This is a genomic window from Paracoccus sp. R86501, assembly GCF_042466435.1.
Taxonomy (GTDB): domain Bacteria; phylum Pseudomonadota; class Alphaproteobacteria; order Rhodobacterales; family Rhodobacteraceae; genus Paracoccus.
On sequence record NZ_JAXHPZ010000001.1, the window covers coordinates 146,402 to 169,287 of the forward strand.

Annotated in this window: 21 protein-coding genes; 7 read left to right on the plus strand and 14 right to left on the minus strand. The window is 66.1% G+C overall.

The annotated features are described in order from the left end of the window. Positions 1–25 precede the first annotated feature (25 nt). The 3 genes from SJY40_RS00790 to ubiA form a co-directional block, all read right to left on the minus strand. On the minus strand, positions 26–355 hold the full coding sequence (locus SJY40_RS00790; protein ID WP_378941616.1) for a hypothetical protein: 330 nt from the start codon (positions 353–355) through the stop codon (positions 26–28). Then, a complete protein-coding gene (locus tag SJY40_RS00795; RefSeq protein WP_378941618.1) occupies positions 352–2,535 on the minus strand; it encodes an OmpA family protein in 2,184 nt (727 codons plus the stop codon). The genes SJY40_RS00790 and SJY40_RS00795 overlap by 4 nt, the downstream gene beginning before the upstream one ends. 62 nt (positions 2,536–2,597) lie before the next feature. Continuing rightward, positions 2,598–3,536 carry a 4-hydroxybenzoate octaprenyltransferase gene (ubiA, locus tag SJY40_RS00800; protein WP_378941621.1) on the minus strand — a complete coding sequence of 313 codons (939 nt, stop codon included), beginning with the start codon at positions 3,534–3,536 and terminating at the stop codon, positions 2,598–2,600. 15 nt (positions 3,537–3,551) lie between these two features. Between ubiA and SJY40_RS00805 the strand changes: the two genes are divergently transcribed. Together SJY40_RS00805 and SJY40_RS00810 are read left to right on the plus strand one after the other, a co-directional pair. Further along, positions 3,552–4,271: a 16S rRNA (uracil(1498)-N(3))-methyltransferase gene (locus tag SJY40_RS00805; protein ID WP_378941623.1), complete on the plus strand. Its 720-nt coding sequence runs from the start codon at positions 3,552–3,554 to the stop codon at positions 4,269–4,271. A 189-nt stretch (positions 4,272–4,460) separates the two neighbouring features. Continuing rightward, entirely contained in the window at positions 4,461–4,655 is a 195-nt protein-coding gene (locus SJY40_RS00810) for a DUF1127 domain-containing protein (protein ID WP_378941625.1), read from the plus strand. A gap of 81 nt (positions 4,656–4,736) precedes the next feature. Here the strand turns inward: SJY40_RS00810 and SJY40_RS00815 are convergent, their stop codons facing one another. Genes SJY40_RS00815 through fsa form a run of 5 tightly spaced genes read right to left on the minus strand, consistent with a single transcriptional unit; the run spans position 4,737 to position 8,532 of the window. After that, complete coding sequence (locus SJY40_RS00815) at positions 4,737–5,606, minus strand: 50S ribosomal protein L11 methyltransferase (RefSeq protein ID WP_378941628.1); 870 nt, start codon at positions 5,604–5,606, stop codon at positions 4,737–4,739. Next, positions 5,606–6,181 carry a peptide-methionine (S)-S-oxide reductase MsrA gene (gene msrA / locus SJY40_RS00820; RefSeq protein WP_378941630.1) on the minus strand — a complete coding sequence of 192 codons (576 nt, stop codon included), beginning with the start codon at positions 6,179–6,181 and terminating at the stop codon, positions 5,606–5,608. The genes SJY40_RS00815 and msrA overlap by 1 nt, the downstream gene beginning before the upstream one ends. 57 nt (positions 6,182–6,238) lie before the next feature. Continuing rightward, entirely contained in the window at positions 6,239–7,171 is a 933-nt protein-coding gene (locus SJY40_RS00825; protein ID WP_378941633.1) for a tyrosine recombinase XerC, read from the minus strand. Next, positions 7,168–7,848 (minus strand): DUF484 family protein, encoded by a 681-nt coding sequence (locus tag SJY40_RS00830; RefSeq protein WP_378941635.1) that lies wholly within the window; start codon positions 7,846–7,848, stop codon positions 7,168–7,170. The genes SJY40_RS00825 and SJY40_RS00830 overlap by 4 nt, the downstream gene beginning before the upstream one ends. Positions 7,849–7,878: 30 nt before the next feature. Then, positions 7,879–8,532, minus strand: a complete 654-nt coding sequence (fsa, locus tag SJY40_RS00835) for a fructose-6-phosphate aldolase (protein WP_378941637.1) — start codon at positions 8,530–8,532, stop codon at positions 7,879–7,881. Between the two features lie 128 nt (positions 8,533–8,660). Between fsa and SJY40_RS00840 the strand changes: the two genes are divergently transcribed. Next, a complete protein-coding gene (locus tag SJY40_RS00840) occupies positions 8,661–10,853 on the plus strand; it encodes a primosomal protein N' (RefSeq protein WP_378941640.1) in 2,193 nt (730 codons plus the stop codon). A 3-nt stretch (positions 10,854–10,856) separates the two neighbouring features. Here SJY40_RS00840 and SJY40_RS00845 read toward each other — a convergent pair whose 3' ends face one another. The 3 genes from SJY40_RS00845 to SJY40_RS00855 all read right to left on the minus strand — a co-directional run bounded on the left by SJY40_RS00845 (position 10,857) and on the right by SJY40_RS00855 (position 13,754). Continuing rightward, positions 10,857–11,801, minus strand: a complete 945-nt coding sequence (locus tag SJY40_RS00845) for a lytic transglycosylase domain-containing protein (protein WP_378941642.1) — start codon at positions 11,799–11,801, stop codon at positions 10,857–10,859. Positions 11,802–11,823: 22 nt separating this feature from the next. Beyond that, positions 11,824–12,705, minus strand: a complete 882-nt coding sequence (locus tag SJY40_RS00850) for a hypothetical protein (RefSeq protein ID WP_378941645.1) — start codon at positions 12,703–12,705, stop codon at positions 11,824–11,826. A 140-nt stretch (positions 12,706–12,845) separates the two neighbouring features. Continuing rightward, the gene (locus SJY40_RS00855) at positions 12,846–13,754 is read right to left on the minus strand and encodes a L,D-transpeptidase (RefSeq protein WP_378941647.1); all 909 of its coding nucleotides are present in this window, start codon (positions 13,752–13,754) and stop codon (positions 12,846–12,848) included. Between the two features lie 465 nt (positions 13,755–14,219). On the opposite strand from SJY40_RS00855, the gene SJY40_RS00860 reads away from it, so the two are divergent. Both SJY40_RS00860 and SJY40_RS00865 read left to right on the plus strand, forming a co-directional pair. Beyond that, positions 14,220–15,869, plus strand: a complete 1,650-nt coding sequence (locus SJY40_RS00860) for an MFS transporter (RefSeq protein WP_378948214.1) — start codon at positions 14,220–14,222, stop codon at positions 15,867–15,869. A 69-nt stretch (positions 15,870–15,938) separates the two neighbouring features. Then, positions 15,939–16,643: a hypothetical protein gene (locus SJY40_RS00865; RefSeq protein WP_378941650.1), complete on the plus strand. Its 705-nt coding sequence runs from the start codon at positions 15,939–15,941 to the stop codon at positions 16,641–16,643. Between the two features lie 3 nt (positions 16,644–16,646). Here SJY40_RS00865 and SJY40_RS00870 read toward each other — a convergent pair whose 3' ends face one another. Next, positions 16,647–18,305, minus strand: a complete 1,659-nt coding sequence (locus SJY40_RS00870) for an NAD+ synthase (RefSeq protein ID WP_378941652.1) — start codon at positions 18,303–18,305, stop codon at positions 16,647–16,649. Between the two features lie 135 nt (positions 18,306–18,440). Between SJY40_RS00870 and SJY40_RS00875 the strand changes: the two genes are divergently transcribed. Next, positions 18,441–19,919, plus strand: coding sequence for an MORN repeat-containing protein (locus SJY40_RS00875; protein WP_378941655.1), 1,479 nt, complete (start codon positions 18,441–18,443; stop codon positions 19,917–19,919). Then, positions 19,916–20,362, plus strand: coding sequence for a GNAT family N-acetyltransferase (locus SJY40_RS00880; RefSeq protein ID WP_378941657.1), 447 nt, complete (start codon positions 19,916–19,918; stop codon positions 20,360–20,362). Before SJY40_RS00875 ends, SJY40_RS00880 begins: the two co-directional genes overlap by 4 nt. Positions 20,363–20,366: 4 nt before the next feature. Here SJY40_RS00880 and SJY40_RS00885 read toward each other — a convergent pair whose 3' ends face one another. Together SJY40_RS00885 and SJY40_RS00890 are read right to left on the minus strand one after the other, a co-directional pair. Next, the gene (locus SJY40_RS00885) at positions 20,367–21,431 is read right to left on the minus strand and encodes a YcjF family protein (RefSeq protein ID WP_378941660.1); all 1,065 of its coding nucleotides are present in this window, start codon (positions 21,429–21,431) and stop codon (positions 20,367–20,369) included. Further along, on the minus strand, positions 21,428–22,798 hold the full coding sequence (locus tag SJY40_RS00890) for a YcjX family protein (RefSeq protein WP_378948216.1): 1,371 nt from the start codon (positions 22,796–22,798) through the stop codon (positions 21,428–21,430). The genes SJY40_RS00885 and SJY40_RS00890 overlap by 4 nt, the downstream gene beginning before the upstream one ends. Positions 22,799–22,886 lie beyond the last annotated feature (88 nt).

A 22,886-nucleotide genomic window follows, 5' to 3' on the forward strand; every position in this document is an offset into this window, starting at 1 on the left:
GCCGTGCGGCCCCCTTTTTCCATGCCTAGTGGCGGGCCAGCTTGGCCTCGATATAGTCGCGCAGTTCTTCGACTTCGGTGCGGCTTTCGCGCAGGCCGTCCATCGCGGCCTCGGCCTCGGCGCGGGCACCTGCCAGCTGCGACGACAGTTCGGCCTCGCGCCGTTCCAGCAGGGCGACGGCGCTGTCGCGTTGTTCTTCGGCCTCGTGCATCTGCTGGGCCATGTGGTCCAGCTCGGTCATGTCGGCGCGCACGGGGCGCGCGATGCGATGCACCAGCCAGCTGGCGATCCATCCCAGGACGAAGGCCCCGAACAGGATCACGGCGGTCACGGCAATGAATTCGGATCGGTTCATTCGGTCTTCGCTTCGTCTTCTTGGTTCGCAGCCCGTTCGGCCACATCTTCGGGGCGCGGACCCGGACGCGGCGTATCGGCATCGGGGGTCTGCACGGGCACCCTAAGGTTTTCCTCGCGCGCGTCCAGAGACTCGAATTCCTCGCTGACGCCGATGGTCATCGGGGCCATGCCCGATTGATCGTTGCTGCGCGGCAGTTGCGGACCCTGCATCAGGGCGGGGCGGTCGGGCAGGTTCGGGCCCTGCACCTGCGGCAGGTTCGGTCCCTGCATGGGTGCGACCGGCTCGGGCGTTTCCGCGGGCTGCTGCTGACCGGTGATGCCCGCGATGGCGGCAGGGGTGACCAGCGCATCGGTGCGGACCGGGTGGGGGGACAGCAGGCGGAACTCGATCCGGCGGTTGGCCTCGCGGCCTTCCTCGGTATCATTGGTGGCGATGGGCTGGCTTTCGCCATATCCGCGCGAGGTCATATTGGTGACATCGATGCCCGCGCCCTTCATCGCGGCCACGATGGCCTGAGCGCGACCGCGCGACAGCTCGGCGTTGAAACCGTCCGAGCCTTGGGAATCGGTATGCCCGCCCGCCTCGATCTGGAATTCGGCGCATTCGGACATGGCCTGCGCCAGTCGGTCCAGCGTCGGGGCAGGGTCGCCCGCGATCGAGCTGCTGCTGGGTTCGAAGCCGATTTCGCTTTCGGACATGACGGTGTTCAGACGGGCCACGCATTCGTCGCCGTCGGGCAGGCCAAGCGCCGGATCGAGGCGGCGGTCATAGCCGATGGCCAGCGAATAGCGCGCCCCCGCCCCCAGCCGTTCCGACAGCAGGGCGGCGGCATGGTCGGTGGCACTGGGGTCGCCGGACATGCCGCTGACCTGCAGCAGATCGGGGGTCACGCGGACGCTGCCAGATTGCAGGGCGTCCATCGCCTCAAGTGCGGCAACCACGCGGACGGTCCAGCCGCCCGGCACGTTGGGGTCGCTGCGCAGCCCGCTTTGCGTCACATCGAAGCGCGAGGTGGCAAAACTGTTGACAGCCTCGCGCATCTGCTGATCGGCGATGCGGCCCTTCATCGACAGGCTGCCGGTTTCGGTCAGGGTCGCCTCGAAGATGGCGGGGCCCATGTCCTTGGGGCGGGCCTTTTCCAGCACGGCCTTCAGCGAGAACCCCTGCGGCAGTGCCTGTTCCAATTCACCCGCGGCGGTGTCGAAGCGGTCGGGGTCCACCCCGTCGGGCACGACCAGCGCCACATCCGCATCCGACAGCGTCACCTGTCCCGCGCCCAACTGACCGACGGCCATGATCGCGGCCTCGGCGGCGGTGCCCCATTCGGGCGAGGGTGCGCCAAGACCAAGCGTGCAATCGGCGCCTCTTTCCAGCCCCGCGGTGCGGGCGGCCTTGATGATACGGTCGCGGGCGGCATCGTCATCGGCGGCGCAGGCATCGAAACGCGCACCCTTGTCGTCGATGGCGAAGCGCAGCGTGAAGGGTGCGATGACCGGACGCGGGGCCGAGATGCTGGTCTGCAGCCGCACACCTTTGGGCAGGGCGTCACGCAGCGCGGCCTCCAACCGGCCCTTGTCCTCGCGGTCCTTGGCAAGAGCTGCGACGACGACCAGCCCAGGCTCGATCGAGACCTTGGCCTGATCGGTCAGTTGCGCCGCTTCGATCCCGAAATCGACCGAGGCCTGCCACAGCTCGGGCACGTCGTAATCGGCGGTTTCCAGCAGGTCGGTCACCTGATCGTCGGGGGCATCGCCCCGCAACCCGCGCAGGATGGCATCGCGGTCGGTCGCGGCGGGGACCAGCCCGATCAGCGAGATGCCCTGATCATTGCTGAGCATTTCGACCTTGAAGGCGGGGGGCGTCATCGCCTCGACCGAGGCGACGGTCATCTCATCGACGATGCGGCTGGCATCGACGGCATTGGCGGCCTGGGTCATGGCACGGAACCGCTCGACCTCGGTGGGGGCGGTGCCGGTCAGGCGGACGCGCAACCCGTTCGTCGAGACCTCGGCCCAGCCATATCCGGCGCTGCGCAGGGCCAGGCCGACGTCCTGGGCGGCACGTTCCTCGATGAAGGTCGCGGCCGCCTCGGCGCCGATCCAGCACAGGCCACCGGCCCCGCCAAGGACCAGAACGGTTGCCAATGTGGTCGAAAGTCGGCGGCGCGAGGATGCCATGCGTGAAAACCTTGGGCTGTTGCAAGCGCGCAAGGTTTAGCCCCCGCACCCCCGTGGCGCAATCACGCCAACCCGGCCACGGCAAGAAACAGCGCAAGGATCAGCCCCGCATCGCGGTTAGACCGGAACAGGCGCAGGCAGACATCCCCTTGATCGGGCTCGAATTTCTTCAGCTGCCACGCCAGATGCGCGGCGAAACCTGCCAGCCCTGCCCAAGCTATCAACAGATTGCGACCGGGAAGGGCAGTGGCCACGCCCAGCACGACGACGGCCAGAATGGCAAAGCCCGCAAGGATCCGCGGGCTGTTGTCCCCGAACAGACGCGCAGTGGATTTCACGCCGATTATGGCGTCATCTTCGGCGTCCTGATGGGCATAGATGGTGTCGTAAAAGATCGTCCAGGCGATCGCGCCCAGCCATGCGACCACGGGGGCCACATCGACGCGACCCATATGCGCGGCATAGGCCAGCATCACGCCCCAGTTGAAGGCCAGCCCCAGGAAGATCTGCGGCCACCAGGTGAACCGCTTGGCAAAGGGATAGATCGCCACCAACGCCAGCGACGCTACACCCATCCAAACCGCCGCCTTTCCAAGGGTCAGCAGGATCACCAACCCCAGCAACCCCTGCGCGGCCAGCCAGACATAGGCCCCGCGCAGCGACACCTGACCCGAGGGCAGGGGCCGCGACCGCGTCCGCGCCACCTGCGCGTCGATGTCGCGGTCGGTGATGTCGTTCCAGGTGCACCCCGCGCCGCGCATGACGAAGGCGCCGATGGCACAGGCCAGCGCGATCCACAGGTCGAACCAGCGCGGCGCATCGGCCATCATCGCCAGCCCGATCCCCCACCAGCAGGGCAACAGCAGCAGCCATGTCCCGATGGGCCGGTCGGCCCGCGACATGCGCAGCCATGGTCGCGTCCGCGGGGGGGCATATCGGTCCACCCAATTTCCCTTGGGCGCGTCGATGACGGCATCTGGCCTTTCGGTCTGGCTTTGCATAGCGTCGCACCCATCATGGCAAAAATCAGACTTTACATAGATCACCCCTTGGCTGCTGGACAACCCGTCCCGCTTGAGGCCGGACAAGCCCATTACCTGTCTGGCGTCATGCGCCAGAAGGCCGGCGACCGGATCAAGGTCTTCAATGGCCGTGATGGCGAATGGCTGGCGGAACTGGATCAGGTCGGCAAACGCGGCGGCAGCGTCATGCCGGTGGAACAGTCGGGCGACCAGCAGAACCCGCCTGATCTGTGGCTATGCTTTGCCCCCATCAAGAAGGCCCGCACCGATTTCATCGTGGAAAAAGCCGCTGAAATGGGCGCCGCCCGCATCTTGCCGGTGCAGACCGATCACACCAATTCCGAACGTATCCGGCAGGACCGCCTGCAGGCCCATGCCGTCGAGGCTGCCGAACAATGCGGCGGGACTTTCGTGCCGCAGGTCGATGATCTGACGCCGCTGTCGCGCCTGCTGGATGGCTGGGATGGGACGCGCCGGATCCTCTGGGCGGATGAGGCTCTGGCCGGGCCCGCGCAGACGCTGGCCGGGCTGGCGAGCGGCCCTTGGGCCATCCTGATCGGCCCCGAGGGCGGGTTTTCCGCCACCGAGCGCGCGCATCTGCGGTCGCTGCCTTATGTGACGCCGGTCAGCCTGGGGCCACGAATCCTGCGCGCCGATACGGCAGCGGTCGCGGCGCTGGCGCTATGGCAGGCGGCCTTGGGCGACTGGCGCTGAGCCAAGGGCCCGTATTCGACGATTCGCGGGCCTAACACGACATTTTTGTCACGCAATCAGACCCGGTCGTTGCACATATCGCATAGCGGCCTTGCCCCTTTGATGGCTACTCTTTGCGGTCTGCGCAAATTATCTACCGGTTATCCGAAAACTGCCCGATGATAGGGCAATCTGAAAACAGGTGATAAGATGACGACGATCGAAACGAACCGCAGCGTGGCTGTCGGAGGCGTGGGCAACATCGTCGCGCACATCATCTCGCTGTTCGCGTCGTGGAAAGATACCCGCGTCACGCGTCGCGAGCTGGGCCGCCTGTCCGACCGCGAGCTGGACGATATCGGTCTGTGCCGCGGCGACATCGAGCGGATTGCGCGCGGCTTCTGAAGCCACTGCCCCTTCCAGACGAACGAACCCCCGAAAGCCGAGGCTCGCGGGGGTTTTTTCATGTCTGCACGTCGGGCGGGATCAGCCGCGTGTCAGGACCAGCGTTGTCCAGTCGCCCTGATCGTCGCGGCGGTCCAGCGTAAAGCCGGTCTTGCCATAGGCCTGAACCACATCGTCGGCCTGCGTGGTCAGGATACCCGACAGGATGATCTTGCCTTGGGGCGCGACATAGCGGCCCATGTCGCCCGCCAGATCGATCAGCGGCTGCTTCAGGATATTGGCCAGCACCAGATCATAGGGCGCGGCCTGATGCAGCGTCGGGTGATCGAAGCCTGCGGCCTCCATGCAGACGACGCGGCCATCAAGACCGTTGGCGATGACATTGGCGGCGGCCGTATCGACGGCGACCGGATCGATGTCGCTGGCCAGCACAGTTACATTCCACAGACGCGCGGCGCCCATTCCCAGAACGGCGGTGCCGCAGCCGATATCGGCAATGCGGGTGGCTTGGAAACCCTCGGTCGCCAGACGGTTGACGGCCTCGAGGCAGCCCTTGGTGGTGTTGTGATGACCGGTGCCGAAGGCCATGGCGGCCTCGATCCACAGGGGCTCAACGCCTTCGGGAATGTCATCGGCGCTGTGGCTGCCGTGGACATAGAAGCGACCCGCATGCACAGGCGTCAGTTCGCGGCGCACATGGGCGACCCAATCGACCTCGGGCAGTTCCGAGATGACGAAGGGGTTGGCACCATGCGCGGCGGCCAGCAGGGCCAGCGCGATCTCATCGGGGCTTTCGGTGAAATAGGCACCGACCTCCCACCGCTCGGAGCCGTCTTCGATCTCGAAGACGCCGGTGCCGACAGGCTCGGGGGTCAGATCCTCGCAGTCCTCGGCAAGGGCTTCGGCGGCTTCGCGGCCGGGCAGGTGGGTCAGTGCGGTATATGTGGGCATCAGATCGGATCCGGATTGGGCATGGACGCCTCTACCCCCGTCCCCTTGAGGCCGCAATAACCGTCGGGGTTCTTTTCCAGGTATTGCTGATGGGCCTCATGGGCGGGCCAGAAGGGTCCGGCGGGAAGGATATCGGTGGTGATTTCGGGGAAACCCTGCACGGCCAGACGGTTGTTGTAATCCGCCTTGGCTGCCTCGGCAGCTGCCTCCTGCGCCTCCGAGAAGGTCATGATAAGGCTGCGATACTGGCTGCCCACATCGTTGCCCTGCCGTTCGCCTTGGGTGGGGTCGTGGTTTTCCCAGAACAGCTGCAGCAGGTGATCATAGCTGATCAGCGAGCTGTCATAGATGATCCGCACGACCTCGGCATGGCCGGTATCGCCGCGCTTGACCTGATCATAGGTCGGGTTCTGCACGTCGCCGCCGGCAAAGCCGACCTCGGTCAGCCAGATGCCGTTCTGTTGCCAGAACAGACGCTCGACCCCCCAATAGCAGCCCATGCCAAAGATGGCCTGATCGTATCCGGGGGGCGGATTGACGCCTAGGGGGCGGTCGAAGATCGCGTGGTTGGTCATCCTGAAAGCCTTCTTTTCAACATGTTGTCTGGATAACGCCGCCCGTGCGGTGCGGGTTCAACTGCGCGGATGCGCGGCCCTGTAAACCGCCATCAGCTGGGCATCGTCGACCCCGGTATAGACCTGCGTGGTGGACAGGCTGGCATGGCCCAATAGTTCCTGAATGGTCCGCAGATCGCCACCCGCCGACAGCAGATGCGTCGCGAAGCTGTGGCGCAGCGCATGGGGCGTGGCCGAGGCCGGCAACCCAAGCGACGCCCGCGCCTTGCGCATCGCGCCTGCCACCGCATCGCCCGCCAGCCGCTTGCCGCGCACGCCGCGGAACAGGGGCTGATCGGCGACATGGCCCCAAGGCGACAGGTCCAGATATTCCGCGATGGCTTGCCGCGCGACCGGCAGCACCGGCACCTGCCGTTCACGCCCGCCTTTGCCGCGGATGGTCAGCGCATCGCGGAAGGGCCAGTCGGCACCGTTCAGCGCTAGCGCCTCGGATATGCGCAGCCCGCTGCCCCACAGCAGGGTCAGCACGGCCGCATCGCGCGCCGCGACCCAGGGCGTCTCATGCAGTGCGACCTGCGCCAGCGTGTCCTGTGCCTGATCGGGCGTCAGAGGACGGGGCAGGGACCGCGCGTATTTCGGGCTGCGGGCCGACAGCGCGGCAGAGAGGTCGTATCCCTCGCGGTCGGACAGCCAGCGCAGGAAGCTGCGCACCGCCGATTGCCGCCGCGCCAGTGATCGCGCGCCCAGACCCCGTCCGCGTTCGGCGGCCGAAAAGGCGCGCATGTCCGACTGCCGCAGGGTGCCAAGCGAATTGGGGGTGGCCGCACCGCCGTGGTGATGGCCGATGAAATGCAGGAAGGCGATGACATCGGCCTGATAGGCGGTGATCGTGTGATCGGACCGGTCGCGGGTCGAGGCCTCGGTTTCCAGCCAGCGGGCCAGCGCATGGCTGGTGGCGGGTGCCAGCGCCAGCAGCGGTGACTGGGTCATCGTTTCAGGCGGTCCAGCAGGACCATCCGGAAGACCTGCGCGAAGAAGCGCAGCAGGTCGGTGCCATGGGCGGGCATGAAGCGGCTGGCATCGGCGCTGCCCATCAGCAGCATGGCGCGCGGCATCCCCGCGCCCAGATCCAGGGGCAGCAGCGCCTCGGATGCGATGGTGCGGCCATGCAGCGGCCGGGTCAGGACCAGCGCGGCGCGCAGGACGATGTCATCGCCACGAGGCGTGCGACGCCCGGCCTGAATGATGCTGTCGATGGCGCCTTCGGGGGTGATCAGCGTGTCTTCGGGCAGGATCAGTTCATGCGTGCCCTCGACCACCAGACGCAGCGTCTCGATGCGCAGCAGGGGGGCAGTATGGGATTGCAGGCTGCCGACCAGATCCGAAAGGTCGTCCGATTCCAGCAGGCCCAGAACGGCGCGATGCACCACCGCCATGCCCGACTGGTTGTCATAGGCAGCGGCGATGACGCTTTCATGCGTCGCCTCCAACCGGTTCAGGCGTGATTCCAGCGCATGCATGGCGCGGCCACGGATGTCGATGACATTGTCACCGGTCTCGGCCTCGTGGGTGGCGACAAGGGCGCGCATGACATCGCGGTCCGCCAGCAGGTCCTGGGGGCTGGCCAGCAGCCTGTCACGGATTTCCTGTTCCAGACCGTCGCTCATGCCGTTGCCCCTTGTCGCCGTTTCTTATGTTCAGCCGATCTTCTGACCGGTCTGCGCCCAATCGGCATTGAACTGCGCCAGACCCTTGTCGGTCAAGACGTGGTTCGCCATCGCCTTGATGACCGACGGCGGCGCGGTGATCACGTCCGCGCCGATCTTGGCGGCGTCGGTGATGTGGCTGACGCTGCGGATCGAGGCGGCCAGGATCTCGGTTTCGTAACCATAGTTGTCATAGATCTCGCGGATGTCCGCGATCAGATCCATGCCGTCCAGGTTGATGTCGTCCAGGCGGCCGATGAAGGGGCTGATGAAGGTCGCACCCGCCTTGGCGGCTAGCAGGGCCTGCGCGGCGCTGAAGCACAGCGTGACGTTGACCATATAGCCTTCGTCCGACAGGACGCGGCAGGCCTTCAGGCCGTCCCAGGTCAGCGGAACCTTGACGGTGATGTTTTCGGCGATCTTGGCAAGATGCTTGCCTTCGCGGATCATGTCGTCGGCCTTTTCAGCCACCACTTCGGCGCTGACGGGACCGTCGACCAGATCACAGATCTCTTTGGTGACTTCGGCGATGTCGCGGCCCGATTTCAGGATCAGCGAGGGGTTGGTGGTCACACCATCCACCATGCCCAGATCGTTCAGTTCCTTGATCGCAGCGACATCGGCGGTATCGACGAAGAATTTCATGTCCGGCTCCTCTTACACGGTTCAGCAAGGTCATACGACATGTGGCGCGGGGCGGAAAGGGAAACAACCCCCGCCGCAGGGCTTGCAACCGCGCGGGCGGGGCGTAGTTATCGCGGGTGATGAACGACATGCCCGCCTTTTTTGCCCCCCGCGACCGCATTGCGGTCCTGACCTGCGAACCGGTGGGGGTGTTGGACTATCTGGCCCCCGAAGGCGGGGTGCGTCACGGCCAGCTGGTGCTGGTGCCGCTTGGGCCGCGCCGTGTGCTGGGGCTGGTCTGGGGCGAAGGTCTGGGCGATTTCGATCTGGCCAAGCTGCGCCCCGTGGCCCGCGTTCTGGACGCCGAACCCTTTTCGGCGGGTTTCCTCGATTTCCTGACCCGCGCCGCCGATTACACCCTGACGCCGCTGCCCTTGATGCTGCGCATGGCGACCCGCGCCCCCGATCTGGACCAGCCGCCCGCTGCGCGTCGTGTGATCGTTCAGGGGTCGGGTCAGCCCGAACGCATGACCGAGGCGCGGGCCCGCGTGCTGCAGGTGATGGCCGATCATGGCGGGGCCAGCTTTGCCGCATCCGAACTGGCGCAGCTGGCAGGCGTCGGCTCGTCGGTTGTCAAAGGTTTGGTCACCCAAGGCGCGCTGGCCGAGATCGAGGCACCCCGAGATCTGCCCTATCCGCGTCTGGACCCGATGATGTCGGGCAAGCCCCTGGCCGCCGATCAACAGGAGGCCGCCGATGCGATGCGCGACAAGATCCGCGCCCGCAGTTATGGCACCACCCTGCTGCGCGGCGTCACGGGGTCGGGCAAGACCGAGGTCTATCTTGAGGCCGTCGCCGAATGTCTGGCCCAAGGTCGTCAGGCGCTGGTCCTGCTGCCCGAAATTGCGCTGTCGTCGGAATTTCTGGACCGGGTCGAGGCACGTTTCGGCGCCCGCCCCGGCGAATGGCACAGCGGCATCACCCGCAGCGAACGCCGCCGGTTGTGGCATATGGCCGGCAAGAATCAGGTCGGGCTGGTCGTCGGTGCCCGTTCGGCACTGTTCCTGCCCTTTGCCGATCTGGGCCTGATCGTCGTCGATGAGGAACATGACAGCAGCTACAAGCAGGAAGACGTGGTCTTTTACAGCGCCCGCGATATGGCGGTACTGCGGGCATCCATCAACAAGGCGCAGGTCGTGCTGGCATCCGCGACGCCCAGCCTTGAAAGCTGGGTGAATGCGGCCAGCGGCAAATACACCCGTCTGGACCTGCGGTCCCGCTATGGCGAGGCCGAGCTGCCGCAGATGTCCGCCATCGACCTGCGCGCCGAGGCGATGGAACCGGGCCGCTGGATTTCCCCCACGCTGGTGCGCGAGGTCGAGGCGCGGCTGGCCAAGGGCGAGCAATCACTGATGTTCCTGAACCGCCGCGGCTTTGCGCCGGTCACGGTCTGCCGCGCCTGCGGGGAACAGATCGGCTGTCACCAATGCGATGCGCGGATGGTCGAACACCGCTTCCAGAACCGCCTTGTCTGCCATCAATGCGGCGAAACGCGCCCCATCCCCGCCGCCTGCCCATCCTGTCAGGTCGAGGGCAAGCTGGCCCCCATCGGCCCCGGCGTCGAACGCATCGCCGAGGAAGTCGCCGCCCGTTTCCCCGATGCCAAGGCGACGGTCCTATCCTCGGACCTGTTTCATTCCTCGCGCGCGTTGAAAGAGGCGATCGCCCAGATCGCCGATGGCGATACCGACATCATCATCGGCACCCAGATCGTCGCCAAGGGCCACAACTTCAGCCGTCTGACGCTGGTGGGCGTCATCGACGCCGACCTTGGTCTGCAAGGGGCAGACCTGCGCGCCGCCGAACGCAGCTTTCAGCTGATGCGGCAGGTGGCGGGCCGTGCAGGGAGGCAGTCGGGGGCCGCGCCGGGGGTGGCGATGCTGCAGACCCACCAGCCCGACCACGCGGTGATCCGCGCGATCCTGTCAGGTCAGGACGAGGGCTTCTGGGACGCCGAGGCCGCGGGCCGTCAGGCAGCGGGCATGCCCCCCTTTGGCCGTCTGGCGGGGGTAATCCTGTCGCATCCCGACCTTGGTGTCGTCAGCGATTTCGCCCGCCATCTGGCATCTCTCGCCGAACCTCTGGCGCAGGCTGGCGCCGAGCTATGGGGCCCTGCGCCTGCACCCATTGCGCGGGTCAGGGGACGTCACCGGATGCGAATGTTGATCCGCGCGCCGCGTCAGGCCCCGCTGCAAAGCGCCATCGCCGATTGGCTGGCGCTGGCCAAGCCGCCGACCAACCTGCGGCTGTCGGTGGACATTGACCCGCAAAGCTTCCTGTGACGGTCAGTTCTTCAGCACGATGCAGCGCCCACCGACCCGCTTGAAGCGGTTGCAGAAGGTCGCGGCGGCATTCTTGGAATTATAGCCGATCTGCGCCGTATACACCGCGCGCGGCATGCCGTTCATCCGCTTGCGGACGTAACCGACGCTGGCGCCGTCATCCAGAATGGGACGCAATGTGCGGTTCAGGCGTGCCACCTGTTGTGCCGCGCCCGACCTGCTGGGGTGGCTGGCGACGATCACGCCCCAAGGAAAGACGCGGGGCTGGGTGTTGAATTCGCGCAGGCTGCGGTCGCCCGCCATCTTTTCGCAGGCGGGACGGAAGGCCATGTCCTTGTTCAGCGCCAGCGTCAGGTCGCCTTTGTCGGGCGGGTTGTCACGCCAGCGATGAGCCCCGAAGCCGGTGATCGATTCGACGTAATCGATGGTCTCATAGGGCAGGGTGGTCTGCTGCTGAATGAACCGCGCCGCGCGATTTTCACCGCCATTATAGGCCACGGCAGCCAGCCCGATGTTGCCGAAACGGTCGGCCAGCGTGCCCAGATACCATGCCGCCTTGTGGATGGCCTGTGCGGGGTTGAACGGATCGTCCAGCCAATAAAGATCGGCGGTGCCGGGCATGAATTGCGCGATGCCAAGCGCGCCTGCGGGGCTGACGGCAGACGGCTCGAACCGGCTTTCCTTCCACAACAGACGCGCCAGGAAATTCGGGTCCAGCCCCTGTTCGCTGGCATTCCGCTCGATCAGCTTGCAGACATCGGCGGCATAGTTGTCCTTGCGGATGCAGTCGCGCCCGTCATCGGTGCAGCGCAGATCCTCAGAGGGCTTGCGCGGGGCCAGACCAAGATATGCGTTAACGGCAGGCCGCGCCCGAACTTCGGGCGCGGCTGTGACCGTCGCGACCAAGGCCAGCGCAACGCTTAGGAAGGTTCCGATCAGTCGTGTCATCCTGAGGCCTTTGCCTGCGGCATCAGTCCTGCTTTGCTTTCTTGGCACCCGTGCCCTTGCCTTTGGCTGCCTTGGGCTTGTCAGCCTTAGGCTTGTCCGACTTGGGTTTCGCATTAGCAGGCTTTGCGTCCGCAGGCTTTTCGGCGGGCATGGCTTCGGCTTCTTCCTCGGCCTTGCGGGCGGTCTTGCGTTCGGCACGTTCGGCCTGCTTTTCCGCCTTGCGCTCGGCGTCCTTGTCGGCCTTGCGCTGAGCGCGGCGTTCCAGACGGGCCTGTTCCTTTTCCGCATCCTTCAGGGCCTTGCGCTCGGCGCGGCGGGCTTCGCGGGCGGCTTCCTTCTCGGCCGATTTCGTGGCCTCTTTTTCAGCCTTGCGGGCGGCTTGCTTGGCGGCTTTTTCGGCGTCGGACAATGACATCTGGGTGTTCCTTGTGACTGTATCTGCAGGGGCGTCGGTCACTGCGGGTGCAGGGGCGGGCGTCTTGCCCTTACGGGTCGGGACGCGATGGGGTTCGGTGCGCAGGTCGGTCTTGCGCGCCTCGGCCGATTTGCGTCCCGCCGGCTTGCGGGCGATGGCCGGAGCTCGACGCGGTGGCTTGGTCGCGGCCAAGGGTTTGCTTGGGATCAGGGACGCCGCGACCGCAGGCGCGGCCTTCTGCAGCTTGATTCCGCGCTTGCGCCGTTCAAGATCGACCCGCCGGATCGCGGCGCCCAGCAGTTGCGCGGGATTGGGGCTGTCGATCAAAGGCACGGCTTGTGCATTGTCACGGGCCAGCTGCAGCGCCTGCAACAAGGTCAGGACCGCGGCATCATCCAGCTGCGCCAATTCGGGGGCGCGACTTGGCGTGATCAGTGCCAGTTGTTCGGCATTCAGGATTTCCTGTTCGCGTCGTGCATAGTTTGGCATGGCAGAAACTCTTGAACGAACGGCTTGGACGGCTTGTCCCGACATTGCGCACAGATCGAGGGTTTTGCAATTGGAAAGACCCCGGCGCGAACCGGGGTCTTGCAGATTTGCCGAACTGCCACCTTAAGCAGGTGGGGTCGTTACTGGCCGGGGACGGCGCTTTCGACCGGCGACACGAAGGCGCTGTCATCGGCATAGGGGTCGGTGACCATTGCCGTCTGGACCGTCGCCGTCGAGGCATAGGGATCTGCCGCGGTCACGGGCGCTGTGGCGGTGGTTGCCGGCACAGTGCCCGAAACGGCGGTCATCTGCATGTCGGGCTGAACCTGCGCTGCGGGCTGGACATAGCCTTCGGGCGTTTCCGCCATCGGGCCTTCCATGCGCAGGCTGTCAGCTTCCGAACGGACGATGACCTTGGTGCCGGTCGGGATCTGTTCGAACAGGTCGATCACGTCCTGGTTGAACATCCGGATGCAGCCAGCCGAAGTCGCCTTGCCGATGGACGAGGGGTCCAGCGTACCGTGGATGCGGTAATAGGTGTCGACGCTGCCCTGATACAGATACAGCGCGCGCGAACCCAGCGGGTTCTGCATGCCGCCCGGCAGGCCGCCGGCGAACTGGGAATACAGCTCGGGCTCGGTCCGCAGCATGTTGTCGGTCGGGCGCCAGCTGGGCCAGGCCGCCTTGCGGGCGATGGTCGCGCTGCCCTCGAAGCCCTTGCCGGCGCGGCCGACGGCGACACCATAGCGCATGGCCTGACCACCGTCCTGGACGTGGTACAGCACGCGGGCATAGGGGTTGACGACGATGGTGCCAGCCGCTTCGGTGCCGTTATAGGGGACCAGCTGGCGCTGGTTGCGGTCGACCAGATAGGCAGCGCGGACGGCTGCGATCTGGATGGGGTTGCCATCGGGGCCGGTGTCGGTGCGGGCCTTGTAGATGTCGGGAACCGTCGCGGGTTGTTGCACGGCCGGAGCAGCGGTTTCCTGCGAGGGACCGCAGGCCGCCAGCCCGAGGGCCGCCGCCGCGAGAAGAGAAGCGAGGCGCATCGTTTCAATTTCCTTGTTCATCGTCGGCCGCAGGCGGCAGAGCCGGGGACCGAAGCAGCAAAAACATTCCACCACGGCAAAGGGTCGCCCCGATCCGTGATTCATCATCATTCCATGGGCACAGGGCCCTTTGCGCGTCAAGCCTTGCACGCCGACGAACAGGCCGTCGTGACCAGACACGACCTTGCCTGTTGCGCGGCGGTGTCAGCTTGATCAACTTTAACTGCCGTGGGAACAACTTGGCGTGTAGAAAGGTTTCATCCCGGCTGTGCAAATGCCTGCATGATCCGCGCAGAGAATCGCAACGCCCGCATGATCGGACCTGTCCTGCCCGGTTTCGCGGCACGCCATCCGCGCCCGATCGACCACCCGAAGGCCTGAACGTCCGACAACCCGAAAGACAGCTTGCCCGTGCCCCAAGAACCTGTCCCCGAAGATCCCCGGTCCGACCGCCCCGCCGCCACGATCCCCGCGTCCGACCCGTCGCAGAAGCGCCCCAACGGTGCCTTGGCCCCCTTGTCCTATCCCGACTTCCGCCTGTTGTGGAGCGCGACGCTGGTGTCGAACTTCGGGGGGCTGGTGCAGGCCGTGGGCGCGGCATGGCTGATGACCCAGCTGACCGACAGCGCGACGCTGATCGCGCTGGTGCAGGCGTCGAACACCCTGCCGATCATGCTGCTGGCCATCGCATCGGGGGCGCTGGCCGACATCTTCGACCGTAAGACGCTGTTGATGGCGGCGCTGTGCTTCATGACCTTCGTGTCGCTGGCCTTGGCGGCGGTTGCCTATGCGGGGGGACTGACCCCTTGGGTCCTGCTGGGCTTTACCTTCATGCTGGGGGCGGGGCAGGCGCTGTATAATCCGCCGTGGCAGGCCAGCGTCGGCGATCTGGTGGACCGCAAGGACCTGCCGGCGGCGGTCAGCCTGAATTCCGTCGGCTTCAACCTGATGCGCAGCGTGGGGCCGGCGGCGGGCGGCTTTATCGTGGCGGCATTCGGCGCGGCGGCGGCATTTGCCGTTAACGCGCTCAGCTATCTGCCGCTGCTTGGGGCGATGGCGCGCTGGAAACCGCAGCTGGCCCCCCGCGTCACCACCCCCGAGCCGTTCATCCCGGCCATGGGCGCAGGCTTGCGCTATGTCGCGTTGTCGCCGAACCTGATCCGCGTGATGCTGCGCGGCGCGCTGTTCGGCTTTGCCGCCATCGCCGTTCTGGCGCTGCTGCCGCTGGTCGCCAAAAGCCACCCCGAGGGCGGGTCGCTGCTGTTTGGCGGATTGCTGGGCTGCTATGGCGTGGGTGCCATCGGTGGCGCGGTGCTGAACCCGCGGATCCGCGCGCATATGTCGAACGAAAGCATCGTCCGCATGGCCTTTGCCGGTTTCGCCTTTGCCGCATTGGTACTGGGGCTGACCGATGCGATCTGGCTGCATGCGCTGGCGATGCTGCCCGCAGGCGCATCATGGGTGCTGGCGCTGTCGCTGTTCAACGTGACGGTGCAGCTGTCCACGCCGCGTTGGGTCGTGGCCCGCGCGCTGGCGCTGTACCAGACGGCGACCTTTGGCGGCATGGCGGCGGGGTCATGGGCCTGGGGCGGCATCGCCGGGGCGCATGGCGTGCAGCCCGCGCTGACGGCGGCAGGGCTGTTGCTGCTGATCGGCGGCGCCTTGGGCATCTGGCTGCGCGCACCGGAATTCGGCAGCCGCGATCTGGACCCCGCCAACAGGTTCCAGGAACCTGCCTTGCAGCTGGACCTGCGTGGACGGTCGGGGCCGATCATGGTGATGGTGGATTATCTGATCGACCATGACGACGTGCCGGAATTCCTGCGCCTGATGCAGCAGCGCCGGATGATCCGCCGCCGCGACGGCGCGCGCGGATGGGCCTTGCTGCGTGATCTGGAACATCCCGATCACTGGAGTGAAAGCTATCACATCGCCACTTGGGACGAATACATCCGCCACAACCTGCGCCGCACCAAAGCCGACGCCGAGGTCACGACCGAACTGCGCGCCCTGCATCGCGGCGACGGCGATCCATCCGTCCACCGCATGATCGAGCGTCACAGCGTCGGCCCCCGCGACGACGTCCCCTTGGTCGGCAAGATCGAAGTGCCCTGATACCGACGATTATCGGCTCGATTACACGTTCAGGTTGTGGCAGGCTGGCCCCATCCCCGGAGGGCCGTGATGATCCGATTTGCCATGATGCTGGCGCTGCTGCTGCCTTGGCCTGCACAGGCAGGACCTTGGCCGCGTGAGGTGGGGCAGACCTTTCTGTCGTTTTCGGGCGAGCGTAACAGGGCGGGGGTCGGCTCTGTCTCGGCCTATGCGGAATACGGGCTGACGCCCAGCACTACGTTGGGCGTCGAAATCAACCGCTCCTCGACCGAAACCGGTGCCATCCTGTGGTTGCAGCACCCGTTGGATGACGGGCAAGGCGTCAACCGCATCGCGGTGCAATCGGGCCTGGGCGTGGTCCGCAGCGGCGATGAATTCCTGCCGTTGGCGCAGGCGGCGTTGTCTTGGGGACGGGGGTTCGAGCGGTGGGGCGGCGGCTGGATGAGCGCGCAGCTTCTGGCGCGGATGACCGGCGCTCCGCATTCGGAAACAGAGACGCCGGACCCCGGCATGTCCGCGCTGTTTGACAGCATCCTGAGCGCCGAACGGGTGGTCAAGGCCGACCTGACCTTGGGTCTGCGCCCCCGCGACGGGCTGATGGTGATCAACAGCCTGTGGTTGGAGGACCGCCAGGACGATGGCTTTGCCGCCCGCCTGGCCCCCTCGCTGGTCTTTGACGCACCCGGCCCGGTCAAGATCGAACTGGGCGGGATCCAGCCCCTGTCCGGCCCCGCCGAACAGGCCGTCCGGCTGGGCACATGGCTGGAGTTCTGACGCCTAAAGCTTGTCCCGCCAGCGGTTCACCAGCGGATAGCGGCGGTCCAGCCAGAAGGCTCGGGGCGAGATCCGCGGACCGGGCGCTGCCTGATAGCGTTTCCATTCGCTGATATAGAGCAGCTTTTCCACCTGCCGCACAGTGTCGGCCTCAAAGCCCTGTTCGACCAGATCGGCCAGTGCCAGATCCTTTTCGACCAGCCCCTCCAGAATGGCGTCCAGCACTTCGTAGGGCGGCAGCGAATCCTCGTCCTTCTGGTCGGGACGCAGTTCGGCCGAAGGGGGCTTGCTGATGATGCGGGGCGGGATCACCTCGCCCTCATTGCCCAGCATCCAGTCGCGGTGGTTCTGGTTCCGCCAGCGGCAGGTCTCGAAGACGCGGGTTTTATACAGGTCTTTGATGGGGTTATAGCCCCCCGCCATATCCCCATAGATCGTGGCATAACCAACCGCGACCTCGGACTTGTTGCCGGTGGTCAGCAGCATTTCCCCGAACTTGTTCGAGATCGCCATCAACATCACACCGCGCAGGCGGGACTGGATGTTTTCCTCGGTCGTGTCGGGCTGGGTGCCCTCCATCAGATGGGCCAAGGCATTGCCCACCGCATCGCGTGCGCCCTCGATATGGACGGTATCCAGACGCGCCCCGATCCGCGTGGCGCAATCGGCGGCATCGTCCAGGCTGGTCTGCGAGGTGTATTCCGAAGGCAGCATCACGCAGCGGACATTGTCCGGCCCGATGGCATCGGCGGCGATGGTGGCGACCAACGCGCTGTCGATGCCGCCAGACATGCCCAGCACCACTTTCTTGAAGCCCGACTTGCGCAAGTAATCGCGCAGGCCAAGCGTCATGGCGAAATAATCCTGTTCCCACGCATCCGGCTGAACCGCCATGTCGCCCGCCTGTGCCAGCCAGCCGTCATCGCCACGGATGAAATCGACATGGGCGATGGCTTCTTCGAACGCGGGCAGCTGCACGACCTTCTTGCCGCCGGGGTTCAGCACGAAGCTGGCCCCGTCATACAACTGGTCATCCTGACCGCCGACCATGTTCACATAGACCAGCGGCAGGCCGGTCTCGATCACGCGGCCGACCATATGGCCCATGCGCAGGTCCAGCTTTTCGCGGTGATAGGGGCTGCCATTCGGGACGACCAGAATTTCGGCCCCCGTTTCTTCCAGCGTTTCGGCCACGTCGGGATACCAGCTGTCCTCGCAGATGGGCGACCCGATGCGAGCGGGGCCGACGGGATAGGGGCCGCTGATCGGGCCGCTGTCGAACAGGCGCAATTCGTCGAACAGCTGTTTGTGCGGCAGGTGATGTTTCAGCACGCGGGCGACCAGCGCCCCGTCGCGGAACACGAAATAGGCGTTGTACAGCTTGCCACCTTCGGCCCAAGGGCCACCGATGCCGATGGCAGGGCCGACTGTCAGCGAGGTGCCCAACTCCATCACCGCCTCGACCGCCTGCCGGGTGAAGGCGGGTTTCAGCACCAGATCTTGGGTCTGATAGCCGGTGATGAACATCTCGGGCAGGGCCAGCATGTCGGCACCGGCGTCGCGGGCCTGCTCCCAGGCATCGCGCGCCTTGGCGGCATTGCCGGGCAGATCGCCGACGGTGGCGTTCAACTGGCCGATGGTCAGGCGGAAGCGTTCGGTCATGGTCTGATCCCCGATGCGTTGGGCAATGGCTTGGGGTCGGGGATAAAGGATCGGCGCGCCAAGGAAAAGTCGGCCTTTGCGCATGGGGCGCTGCTGGGGTAAACCTTCGGGCAAAACACCATGAGGGCAGAGGCGATGAAAGCGGCAACTCGGGCGGCGACGGCAGTGGGCGCAGTGGCGCTGGCCGTGATGGGCATGACGGCGCAGGCGGGTGCCCAGGTCATCACCAAGCAATATGACGACGGGGGTGTCTATGAAGGCACCTTCCGCAACGGGTTGCAGCATGGCCAGGGCAGCTATGTCCTGCCCAATGGTTACCGTTACGAAGGCGATTGGGTCGAAGGCCAGATCATGGGTCAGGGCCGCGCCGAATTTCCCAATGGATCCGTCTACGAAGGCCAGTTCGCCCGTGGCAAGCCCGACGGTGCCGGCAAGATCACCTATGCCGATGGCGGCACATACGAAGGCGCCTGGGTCGCGGGGGAAATCACGGGCGAAGGCAAGGCCACCTATGCCAACGGGTCCGTCTATCAGGGTCAGTTCGAAAAGGGCCTGCATCATGGCAAGGGCGTGCTGCGTCAGTCGAACGGATACCGCTACGAGGGCGATTGGGTGGCGGGCGTCAAGGAAGGCCAGGGCAAGATCACCTATCCCGACGGCGCGACTTATGAAGGCGGCATGCTGGCCGGGCAGCGCGCGGGCAAGGGCAAGCTGACCATGGCCGACGGGCTGACCTATGACGGGGTCTGGGCCGCGGGTCAGATGTCGGGCAATGGCGTTCTGGTGCAATCCACCGGCGACAAATACGAAGGGGCGCTGGAAGGTGGCCGCCGTCAGGGCAAGGGTGTCGCCACCTATGCCAACGGTGATGTCTATGACGGCGAATTCGCCAATGATCGCCGCGACGGTCAGGGCACCTTCACCGGCGCGGATGGTTACGTCTATGTTGGTGAATGGTCCAAGGGTCGGATGGAGGGGCGGGGCCAGATCACCTATCCCGACGGGTCCGTCTATCTGGGACAGATGCGCGCCGACCGGCCCGACGGCAGCGGCAAGATCACCTATGCCGACGGTTCCACCTATGAAGGCCAATGGTCCGAGGGCGTGATCGAGGGCGACGGCAAGGCCAGCTATGCTAATGGCATGGTCTATGAGGGCAGCTTCCGCAACGCGCGCAACGACGGGCAGGGGCGCATGTCCTATCCCGACGGCTATGTCTATTCCGGCGCGTGGAAGGACGGCCAGCGCCACGGCGAAGGTCAGGCCACCTATCCCGACGGCACGGTCTATACCGGCAGCTTCGTCAACGGCGTCCGCGAAGGTCAGGGTCGCCTGACGACGCCCGACGGCTTCATCTATGAAGGCGGCTGGAAGGGCGGAGAGATCGACGGCGACGGCACCGCCACCTATGCCAATGGCGACAAATACGAGGGCAATTTCGCCGCCGGCAAGCGCCAGGGCGAAGGCGTCATGCGCTATGCCACCGGTCAGGTCGCATCGGGCGAATGGCAGGACAACCGGCTGGTGAAACCCGATGACGCATCCGAGGGCGAGGTTCCCGCCGAAGGCGCCGCCACGCCGGAACTGCCCACTGAAAGCACCGCGCAGCCGTGAGGGTCGCCTTCCGCCGCGCCACGCGCAACGACTTGCCCGCCATCGTGGCACTGCTAGCCGATGATGCCTTGGGGGCCGCGCGCGAGGCGTCTTCGGGCGGTGCCTATGCCGCGGCCTTCGACCGGATCGATGCCGATCCAAACCAACTGCTGGCCGTGGCGGATCACGATGGGCAGGTCATTGGCACGCTGCAGCTGACCTTTACCCAAGGGCTGTCACGCGGCGGCGCGATCCGCGGCCAGATCGAGGCCGTGCGGATTGCAGGCCATCTGCGCGGGCAAGGGATCGGGCAGCAGATGATCGAATGGGCGGTGGCGACCTGCCGGTCGCATGGCTGCGCGATGGTGCAGCTGACGACGGACAAGTCACGCCTCGATGCCCACCGGTTCTATGACCGGCTGGGGTTCGAACAATCGCATCTGGGGTACAAGATGATCCTTTGACGGATCACGCCTGATCGTCGTTTCCGAACAGCCCGCGCAGGCCCCGTGTCACCAGATTGCCGACCTTGGGGCGGGGTTGGGCGATGAAGGGCAGGGGGCGGCAGACCTCCATCGCGGCGATGCCGACGCGGGCGGTCAGGGCGCCGTTGACCAGACCCTCGCCGAAACGACGCGACAGCTTGGCAAGGATGCCACCGCCCGCGACTGTATGAACCAGATCATCCCCCGCCGCGACGGCACCCGTGGCGATCAGATGGGTCATCACCGTGCGGGCCAGCCGCCAGCCGCCGACGGCACCGGCACGCCCGCCATAGATCTCGGCCATGCGGCGGATCATCCGCAGGTTGGCGGCCAGCGCAGCGGCGACATCGGCCAGCGCCAGCGGCACCAGCGCGGTGGTGGCGGCGACGGTGCGGGCGGCGGCTTCGATCTCGCGCCGGGCCAGCTGGTCTAGGGGGGCCAGCAGTTCGGCCTCGGCCAATGTCAGCAGGGCGGTGGCGTCGAAGGTTTCCGCGCGGCGTTCGGCAAGGCGCTGGCGCTGCCATTCCATTTCGGGGCGCTTGGCATAGACGCTGACCAGCTGATCGGTGACCAGCTTGGCCTGATCAAAGCTGTCATCAGCCAGCGCCGCCCCCGCGCGCCTTTGCAACATGTCGATCTTGGCAAAGCGCCGCCACGCTCGCCATTCGCGCAGTGCCATCCCCAGACAGGCCAGCGTGAACAACCCGAACAGCGTGATCGCGATCCAGCCCAGCAAGGGATAGCTGACCATCAGCCGGCTGATGAAATCCAGCGCCGCCACGCCCAGCAGGAAGGTGAACAGCGCCACGCCTGTATTGATGAAAAACCGCGTCATCCGCGACGGCGGGCGCCCGACAAGGCGGGTCACCATCTCCATCGTGCGGGGGCGGGGCAGAGGGGCTGTCGGTTCATCTATGGCAGGTGCGTCCGCCGGGCTGGGGGCGTCGTCTTGCGGTGTTTCCAGATGCGGGGCGCGTGGCTGTTCGCGGTTGGGTTCGTCCAGCTGGATCAGGACGGGGCCGCGGGGGAGTTTGGGCTGGTCGCTCACAGGCGGTCTCCGATCAGGAATTCGGCGGCGCGGTCCAACCGGATATGGGGCGGTCCGTCGCCGGGGCGCGTGGTCAGGGGGGCGGGGGCAAAGTTCATGATCGCGTAATCGGCGTCCAGCCAGGCATCCGCCCCTGCCCGCGCCGGATGCAACAGCATCGAGGGATCTGTCGGCAGTTCGCCGGGATAAAATGCCGCCTGCCGCCCGTCCAGCAGGCGACCACGCACAACGGGCAGTTCGTCGTCGCCTTGGCGGATCATGTCCTCGGTCGTGGCGCGCAGGGCGGCGATGGCCATCGCCTCGGTCCGGGCGCCTTGGAAATCGGCGCGGTCGCGGGCGTCGCGCAGCATGGATGACAGCACGGCGGTCAGCCGGTTATGTTGGATGTGATGCAGGTGGTCGGCCTTGGTCGCGGCGAACAGGATGCGTTCCACCCGCCGCGTCCCCAGCAGCTGCGCCAGCCAGCCCGCGCGACCGGGGCGAAAGGCGGTCAGGATGTCGGCCATGGCACGGCGCATATCCTCGACCGCGCGGGGGCCTTGGTGGATGGCGCCCAGCACATCGACCAGCACGACCTGACGGTCGATGCGGGCGAAGTGGTCGCGGAAGAACGGCTTCACCACACGCGACTTATAAGCGTCGAAGCGACGGCGGAATTCGCGGCCCAGCTTACCGCCCTGCAATTCGGGCGGCAGAGGCGCGAAAGTCAGCGCGGGTGATCCGGCCATTTCGCCGGGGATCAGGAAGCGACCGGGGGTGCAATCGGACCAGCCGGCCTCGCGCGCGGCGTTCAGATGGGCGGTATAGACATCGGCCAGCTGCTGCGCCTGCGGTTCAGCAAAATGGTCGGCGGCCTGCACTTGCGACAAGGCGGCGCGGAATTCATCGGCACCGGGGCGACCGTCGATGCGGTCGAAAACCTCGGCGGACCAGGTGGCGAAGTCGCGGTCCATAAGGCGCAGGTCCAGCAGCCATTCGCCCGGATAATCGACGATATCCAGATGGATGACCCGCGGGCCGCGCAGGCTGCCGAACAGACCGCCCAATTCCATGCGCAGCGACAGGCGCAGCTGGCTGACATGACGGGTACCGTCGGGCCAATGCGGTTCGGGTCCGGTCAGGGCGGCCAGATGGCGTTCGAAATCAAAGCGCGGGATGGTGTCATCGGGCTGGGGTTGCAGCCACGCCGCCTTGATGCGCCCGTCTGCGGCAGCCCGCAGCGCCTGCATCCGGCCCCGTTCCAGCAGGTTGGCCACAAGCGAGGTGATGAAGACCGTCTTGCCTGCCCGCGACAGACCCGTCACGCCGACCCTGATGACCGGATCGCCAAGGCCCAGCCCCTCGATCACGTCGCTGCCGATGCCCATGCTGCCCCTTCCGGTTTCCTGTTCGCGGACCAACGCCCGCGCCGCAGGATAGGTCCGCGGGTCGGGAAATGTCACGGGGCCACAACGC

Coding starts and splice junctions, on each gene's coding strand:
- SJY40_RS00855 (WP_378941647.1), bottom strand. CDS start 13,754: ATGCGCCTCGCTTCTCTTCTCGCGGCGGCGGCCCTCGGGCTGGCGGCC.
- SJY40_RS00805 (WP_378941623.1), top strand. CDS start 3,552: ATGGCAAAAATCAGACTTTACATAGATCACCCCTTGGCTGCTGGACAA.
- SJY40_RS00825 (WP_378941633.1), bottom strand. CDS start 7,171: ATGACCCAGTCACCGCTGCTGGCGCTGGCACCCGCCACCAGCCATGCG.
- SJY40_RS00830 (WP_378941635.1), bottom strand. CDS start 7,848: ATGAGCGACGGTCTGGAACAGGAAATCCGTGACAGGCTGCTGGCCAGC.
- SJY40_RS00870 (WP_378941652.1), bottom strand. CDS start 18,305: ATGACCGAACGCTTCCGCCTGACCATCGGCCAGTTGAACGCCACCGTC.
- SJY40_RS00845 (WP_378941642.1), bottom strand. CDS start 11,801: ATGACACGACTGATCGGAACCTTCCTAAGCGTTGCGCTGGCCTTGGTC.
- SJY40_RS00790 (WP_378941616.1), bottom strand. CDS start 355: ATGAACCGATCCGAATTCATTGCCGTGACCGCCGTGATCCTGTTCGGG.
- SJY40_RS00865 (WP_378941650.1), top strand. CDS start 15,939: ATGATCCGATTTGCCATGATGCTGGCGCTGCTGCTGCCTTGGCCTGCA.
- SJY40_RS00875 (WP_378941655.1), top strand. CDS start 18,441: ATGAAAGCGGCAACTCGGGCGGCGACGGCAGTGGGCGCAGTGGCGCTG.
- fsa (WP_378941637.1), bottom strand. CDS start 8,532: ATGAAATTCTTCGTCGATACCGCCGATGTCGCTGCGATCAAGGAACTG.
- ubiA (WP_378941621.1), bottom strand. CDS start 3,536: ATGCAAAGCCAGACCGAAAGGCCAGATGCCGTCATCGACGCGCCCAAG.
- SJY40_RS00815 (WP_378941628.1), bottom strand. CDS start 5,606: ATGCCCACATATACCGCACTGACCCACCTGCCCGGCCGCGAAGCCGCC.
- SJY40_RS00850 (WP_378941645.1), bottom strand. CDS start 12,705: ATGCCAAACTATGCACGACGCGAACAGGAAATCCTGAATGCCGAACAA.
- msrA (WP_378941630.1), bottom strand. CDS start 6,181: ATGACCAACCACGCGATCTTCGACCGCCCCCTAGGCGTCAATCCGCCC.
- SJY40_RS00795 (WP_378941618.1), bottom strand. CDS start 2,535: ATGGCATCCTCGCGCCGCCGACTTTCGACCACATTGGCAACCGTTCTG.
- SJY40_RS00810 (WP_378941625.1), top strand. CDS start 4,461: ATGACGACGATCGAAACGAACCGCAGCGTGGCTGTCGGAGGCGTGGGC.
- SJY40_RS00840 (WP_378941640.1), top strand. CDS start 8,661: ATGCCCGCCTTTTTTGCCCCCCGCGACCGCATTGCGGTCCTGACCTGC.
- SJY40_RS00890 (WP_378948216.1), bottom strand. CDS start 22,798: ATGGGCATCGGCAGCGACGTGATCGAGGGGCTGGGCCTTGGCGATCCG.